This is a genomic window from Endozoicomonas numazuensis (assembly GCF_000722635.1).
Classification (GTDB): domain Bacteria; phylum Pseudomonadota; class Gammaproteobacteria; order Pseudomonadales; family Endozoicomonadaceae; genus Endozoicomonas_A; species Endozoicomonas_A numazuensis.
Genome location: NZ_JOKH01000019.1, coordinates 1 through 6,828, shown reverse-complemented (window position 1 = coordinate 6,828; position 6,828 = coordinate 1). Strand labels below are relative to the sequence as shown.

Here is a 6,828-nt window from a genome sequence, read left to right as displayed (position 1 = left end):
TATTCAGTTGAATATCTGAACGGTCACGCTCCAAAGCCTGCTTGGTAATCTTCAAAGCCTCTTCTTCGCGACCTTCACGCATGAATATCAAACCGCCAGAAGAGCCAGAAGAGCCAGTGTAAGAAAGCCTTCGCCAGAAATCATGCTGCCCAGAAGCAACTCGCAGAACGTTGGTGCAGCAAGTAATGATAGCGCTCCTGTAAGAAATATCGTAGATAGAGAAAGCTCTCGGAGGATAACTTTCTGTTCTGAAGTGAGCATGGCAACCGTTTTTTTGTGATGATTGAAACGGTTGCTTAACCTTATTCGAGTTCGAAAAATATAAAACTTTAGTGCTTATAATTCTCTAAAGTCGAGCACAGAATACTCACCGTGGAAGCGATTTTGTCGTCCCAGCCCCGAGATGGTAAGGAAAAAATCGGCTCCTTTAGGCTCATTTCATATTGGAGAAGACTGACAGTGGACATAGCGTCCAAAGCGCTCTTTACTATGCTTCCATGAGAGAAAAATATCAGCGGGCAGAGGGTTACGTTTCTCTATTTTCGCTGATTTCTCTCATGGTCAAACTCTCAGAAAAATTGTCCGAAGTATTGCAATAGCAGATATCTAATAAATATCAGGTTATGTGGTGAATCTCAGATCTGGAGTTTTGCTAATGAGTTTCTTTTTGAAAAGAGCTGGTAGTCGCAAGCAACTAACCATGAGTGCTTTCACTCTCTTTTACATGTGGAGCCTTGAATCGGTTGAGGCAAGCGAGTTTCAATCTTTATACAATCACAATATCAGCGAACTTTACCTTCAGCCCTCAGGTTTTTTCCGCCTTGCGGAAAATATCAACGGCTCGTCGCTTGTCATAAATGAGCGACCGGAAAAATTTACTGGCTGGCTTGATGGCAATAATCACGCTTTTTTTCAACTAAACCTTAGTGCTCGCAGCATATCTCCAAATCACTATGGCGGTCTATTTCATCGCACCCAAAACTCTCATATTGGCAATGTGACCTTTTACGACAGCGATATTTCTGGTTTTGAATACTCAGGGCTGCTGGCAGGGGAACTAGTGAATAGCGTGGTGGAAAACGTGCGGGTAATGGGTGGTATGATTATCGGGCTAGCAGGCAATAGCTCGACGCCCTATGCTGGCACTCTTGCTGGTAAGGCAACCAATAGCTCATTCAGTGACGTTGAAATCGCCATAGAAGTATTTGGCGGTAGAGGCAAGACTGGGGCGAGAGGCTTGAATGGTAATAAGGGATCGACTGGCACGTGGTGGAGTGGTGGTAGACGTGGTACTAGTGGCACTATAGGAGGCAAGGGCGGAGACGGTGTCAGTATTGGCGTATTGGTTGGTGACGCTGAAGGTACAACTTTTGAACGCATAGTAGTGAGAGGTAACAGCACACTGCTCGGAGGCATAGGAGGAACGGGTGGCAACGGTGGTAATGGAGGATCTGGTGGTACTGGAGGAAACGCTCCCGACTGCTGCAACAGTATAGGGGGACAAGGAGGTAATGGAGGTGATGGAGGGGATGGAGGTGATGGAGGAAGTGGCGGCAATGTCGGTTTGTTTGGTCGTTGGAATGAGACAGTCCTGCGAGATTCACTGTTACTGAATGCCAATTTTTCCGTTGATAAGGGAGGGATGTACGGCATAGCTGGCAGCGGGGGGCCCGGAGGCTCAGCTGGTAGCGGAATGGTCAAAGGGTTTAACGGGAAAAATGGTACAGCAGGTTCTAACGGCTTGGTCGGTGAAGGCGGCTTTGTTAGTCTGACTGAAACATTGCCGTCTTTTGCCGGCTTATCCAATTACTTCCACAAAGACCTTGTCAATACCAGTGATGGCTATTCATCCGAGCAGCTCAAGCAGCCTGCAACCTTTGCCAATTTAGGCAAGGAAGACTGGCGCCTTCAAGAAGGATACTATCCATACCCATTAGCTCTGGGACCTTTGTACATCCCCGCAGAACCCTATTTGAATTATGGTAATGATTTCGCCTATCCACGTGTTCCTGAGTATAAACTGCAACCGAGCATAGATCAGCCACTTGACAATGGTACCAACTGGGCGACAGTTTTAGCAGGCTATTTTGCCGATTTCCTCCGACCTATGACCGATGGCAGCCCATCAGTCATTAGCACACAAGCTCCTGCTCCTGACTCTGTCTTTAATCAGTGGGCTCCAGAAGGGCTGTTTATTACAGCCCACAAAACAACTAACGACGGCAGGCACTTTTTGCTTTGGCGCTCTAAGGAAGGCGATACAAGTCGTTTCACCGATTTTTTTCGAACCGATGATGATTCAGCCCCATTTGAGGCAGGTGATCTGAATTTTACCCTGCCCTCGCGAGGAATTGACCTGCTCCTTTGGAAGAAGCAGGTGCTATTGTTCAGCGAGAATACTTTCTGGTTACTGACCCCGAGCAACAAGCTTATCCCTCACATTATTGATAACGGGTACCAAATAGAGCGAGTACTAACCCAGCTTAATAACCAGCTCTGGCTACTGACTCGTCAGGAAGAAAAGCAGCAACTGCTCAAATGGAGCTATGAAGAAGTAACAAACCTCTGGCACCAGCAGATCGCCCTATCCTTACCTGAGCCCCTGCATAATGTCCAAGCTGTAATAGCTGAGCAGTACCTTTATATTCTTGGCCAGAATGCGGATGGTGATACCCCCATCTACCGGTTGGATAGTTCTGGCAATGCTGTGAAACAAATAATATTAACAGACTGGCTAGCAGGAAAGGTGTCCTTCGACACCATTCGGCTTTTCTGGTATGAAAATACCCTGCATGTGGTCGGCCATAACAACAACCAGATTACATTGCTGCCATTGACAGAGCAGAATGAAATCATCCGTACTGCTGAGTTTATGCCTGATGGTCTTGAGAAAATTACTGGTCTTGAGGCAGCAGGTGCTGGGTCGACGCTTAGCCTCTCAGTGACAGGAATTGGTACCAGAGGCAATGTTGATAACTGGGATATTTTAACCACTCTTCACCTGCCTGTTTCCTCTCTTAAAACTGTATATCAGCTTACGGGGGTAACTCAGGATCCGATTTACAACCATAACGTTTCCGAAATCCATCGAAACCCAGATGGTCATTTCTATCTGGCAGAAGATATTTACGGATTGCACAATGCGGATCAACGTATTGAAGAGTTCAGGGGGAGGCTGGATGGCAGAAATCACGCAATTTATGGACTCAATTATACCGGCATCCCACCTCTGAATGGTGGAGGGCTTTTCCACCGCACTGTCAATGCCAGCATTGGCAACCTGACATTCTATGATTCTTTCGTATCAGGATTCCCATACAGCGGGCTGCTGGCAAGCGAGTCAAAAAACTCCCTGTTTGAAAATTTGCGTCTTATGGGAGGGATAGTACTTGGCAAAGCTCTGAACGGCAAAGAATCCTGGGCATCTGCCTTGGTAGGGCTTTCCGAATCTGATCACTTCCGGAACATAGAAATTGCTACCGATGTCTATGGCGAAAGCGGATTGAACGGTATGAATGGTTCTGAGGGTATGGACGGTTCTCAGCCTGCTACGCCCGCTCCTCCTCCAGCTATCACTCCTGAGGTCGAACCCGGGATAATAGAATCCCCGAAGGGCTACATTGGCTATCCAGGTAACAATGGCACGGCTGGCGAAGCGGGTGCTTCAGGGTCCCCCGGGGTGCACAGTAGTATTCTTTCAGGCGTATCCAGTAAATCCGAATACTCATACGTGGTTTCCCATAATAATGTTTCCGTCACTTCTGGTGATGGCGGAAATGGTGGGCATGGAGGCTCAGGGGGAGATGGCGGTATGGGGGGGCAAGGTTCGATGGGGGGCTCAGTGCTTTTTAACACAACAGATTATCAGCCAGATTATTTGCCCGGTTCCGGAGGCGATGGAGGTCGTGGCGGTAATGGAGGGGATGGAGGCAACGGCGGCCAATCTGGAATGCCTGGTCGGATAGGGTTGATCATACATTCCAATAACGACACCCTGCACCAACTGGTGATTGGCGGTCAGTTCGTTCAGGGTTACAACAAACTGGGGCAGCCCGGTCTGGAAGGGTATCCGGGAAAGCCTGGTGAGGGTGGTCAAGCAGGAGAGCCCGGACTTGTTTTATTTGTCGAGGATAAGCAGCCAGATAACTTTACTCAACCTGACATTAAAAATACAGCAATTGCAGGAGAACAGGGGTTGTCTGGCAACTACGGTGAACCAGGTACGTTCACGAAGGCGCCTGGCAGCGCCATTGACTTGCCAGCTATCATCTTCAGCGCAGACCATATCCAAGAAGGGCTGGCAGATGCAGACCTACGAAACGCAAGCAATTATAAAGGACTCAATTTTGAGCTGTGGCATATTAGAGAGCACTGCCAACCCTATCCGGTTAAACTGGAAGCGCTGTATTTTGCTCACAATAATGACGGTGGCGATTCTGGTGATGACTCACTCTGTTATCCTCGCTGCACCTCGGAACCACAGCGGATTAGTCGACATCAGGCTCTTTTGTATAAGCGACTCTGGCATGACACCCCCGATTGCTTCACTCACTACCGGGTCAGCCCTGAGTCTGTTGCGGCCTTTCACAACGACACCATGCTCTCTTTAGAACCTCAGTCCGATAATAGTACTACTCATCATTTGCATACTTTCCGCAGGGCAACTGTGGGAGACAAATCTATCCTGATTGAAGCATCGCCGGCAATTGAGATTGATTCGCTTCCTTCGAGCATAACATTTCACGAAGGCTATTGGTTTCTGGTCAGCGAAAATAAAGTTCACCGATGGAGTGAAGAGGCGGGGTTAACCATGCTGCCTTCTCTGGGATCGTTTAATCGTAAATTCATGCTACTCAACCAAAGAGGAGGGGATCTATACTTGTCGACTCGACACAACAATGTACTGCTCAGCTACCAATTGGACGACAATAAACAAAGCTGGAAACCAAAACGGATTAAGTATTATTTTGTTGGCAAAGCTCTGGCGGGTGTCGTCAGTTTGGATAGTTATTCATTGCTTGCTCGTAGCAATGGCGAGTGGTGGCTAAATTGTGGATTTTTAAATCATACTGAATTGTCAAACTATCTCTTGAGTGTAAAAGATTACCCCTCTTATCTCATTGATGATTGGTTAATGGATCAAACCATTGAACAAGTAGAAATAACAGAAGACCCATACAGTGAGCCTTGGTTGCACCTCCTGATTAGAACTGATGTTGCGACACATTGGTTTCGATTTGATCCAGTCAATAATATTCTGCATAAGAGTGCAACCGCTCTAAATGTGTTGAGTGAAATCATGGGGTTTGATGTTGATCCTGTTAATAAAACTGTACAAGCCTTTGCTATAGAGGGTTTGAACGCCGACAGTTTGCAGGTTTGGTCGGCCAGCGAGCAGGATTGGTTAACACAATCGAATCTGGAGTCAGATAGCTCCAATGCAGGCTGGAGTGACGCCGAGATAGGTGGCTTTGTCGGTGGCCTTGTCGGTGATTTTGCAATCTTTGGAGCAGTTGTTTTAACTTTTGCTGGCATTTATAAATATTGCATCAGCAAGTAGTTTCTTCCGTCTGAGGCACAGATGACAGGGCGATTTCATTTAGCACTAACTTCCCCCTGAAATCGCAGGTTTTTGGAGTCACATACAAGCCAAAAACTCGCTGTTAAAGCTCCAGGGTCATATCTGGTCCGCCCCGCGATGCAAGGAAAAGTTTTGATAATGACCTTAAACTGTCATTCAGCACTTAATCTAAGACTTTTCCAAAACCATCTAAAATGTAAAAAATTTTCAGACTGAGCATATGTCATGCAACCTCATCAATTTCACATTCAACGCATCGACCCCATACAGGTCTAGTGACCGGGATGTGCAAGGAGCTCGGAATCGCTAATCTGCTGGATTCTCTGGCTCCCAACCAATCTGAAAACAGAAAGATTTCCTTCGGAGAAACCGTTGTCTCAATGCTGCTTAACGGGCTGGGCTTCACTTCTCGTACACTACACATGTTCCCTGAGCTCCACGCCGACAAGCCACTGGATAAACTTATTCGGCCAAGTATAGAACCAGAACATATCAACGAAAGCGTGCTCGGCAGAGCTCTGGATCAGATCTTTGAACTGGGTGTAAGTGAGGTCTATTTGTCACTGGCTGTCAAGGCCGTTAATGTCTTAAAACTGCCGTGTAATGCTCTGAACCTTGATTCAACCAGCTTTCATGTGGATGGCCATATACCCATTGGATTTCAAGATGCTACTAGGCGACAAGTGAGCGAAGCCCTGTGAGCCTACAAGTAGTAGGTGATCAGGGTGAGCAAACGCTGGCAACAACGTAGCAACTTGAAAGGCGATGGGTATAACAGTGAGTCGGAAGTCGATGAAGAAGACCTACACTGCAATAAAAGCTTCCATCAGCTGACTCTGTCCATTATTAAATTACCCAGAACAGAAGCAAACATCACCCTACTCGCCTCAATCAGCCCTTCTTATTGCGAATCTCCAACACTGCTTAAAAATGGAAAACTGAGCGCATTCTGGGTCAACCGCCTGATCAAATCGAATTACTACTCCGAGGCTTTTCACGTTATTCAAACAGCCTTTGCCATCACAGAGGAGAAAGAGAGCCTGATACCCTGCATAGAAGAGCTGGCCAGCCACTATCGCGGCAAGAATGACCAGCGCTATCAGAATCTGATCAAGCTTCTGTCGTCGCTGACAACGACTCAATAACTTTCCGGTACTCCCAGGCTTCTTTAGCAATACGGTGGTCAGGAAATTTCTGAATAATGAACTCCAGATACTTATTGGCCTGCTCATCATTATTCATGTTTT

General features: G+C 47.0%; 2 protein-coding genes and 1 pseudogene. All 3 read left to right on the top strand.

From position 1 onward, the window contains the following. Positions 1-655: 655 nt before the first annotated feature. The 3 genes and pseudogenes from GZ78_RS30760 (at position 656) to GZ78_RS26860 (ending at position 6,726) form a co-directional block, all read left to right on the top strand. Positions 656-5,560 (top strand): collagen-like protein, encoded by a 4,905-nt coding sequence (locus GZ78_RS30760; RefSeq protein WP_051786605.1) that lies wholly within the window; start codon positions 656-658, stop codon positions 5,558-5,560. 246 nt (positions 5,561-5,806) lie between these two features. Then, a pseudogene (locus GZ78_RS26865) lies at positions 5,807-6,225 on the top strand (DUF4277 domain-containing protein); the annotation flags it as partial. 81 nt (positions 6,226-6,306) lie between these two features. Beyond that, positions 6,307-6,726: a hypothetical protein gene (locus GZ78_RS26860; RefSeq protein ID WP_152558987.1), complete on the top strand. Its 420-nt coding sequence runs from the start codon at positions 6,307-6,309 to the stop codon at positions 6,724-6,726. Positions 6,727-6,828: the final 102 nt, after the last annotated feature.

Bases quoted from the DNA above. Each gene is read 5' to 3' on its own strand.
- GZ78_RS30760 (WP_051786605.1), top strand. From the start codon at position 656: ATGAGTTTCTTTTTGAAAAGAGCTGGTAGTCGCAAGCAACTAACCATG.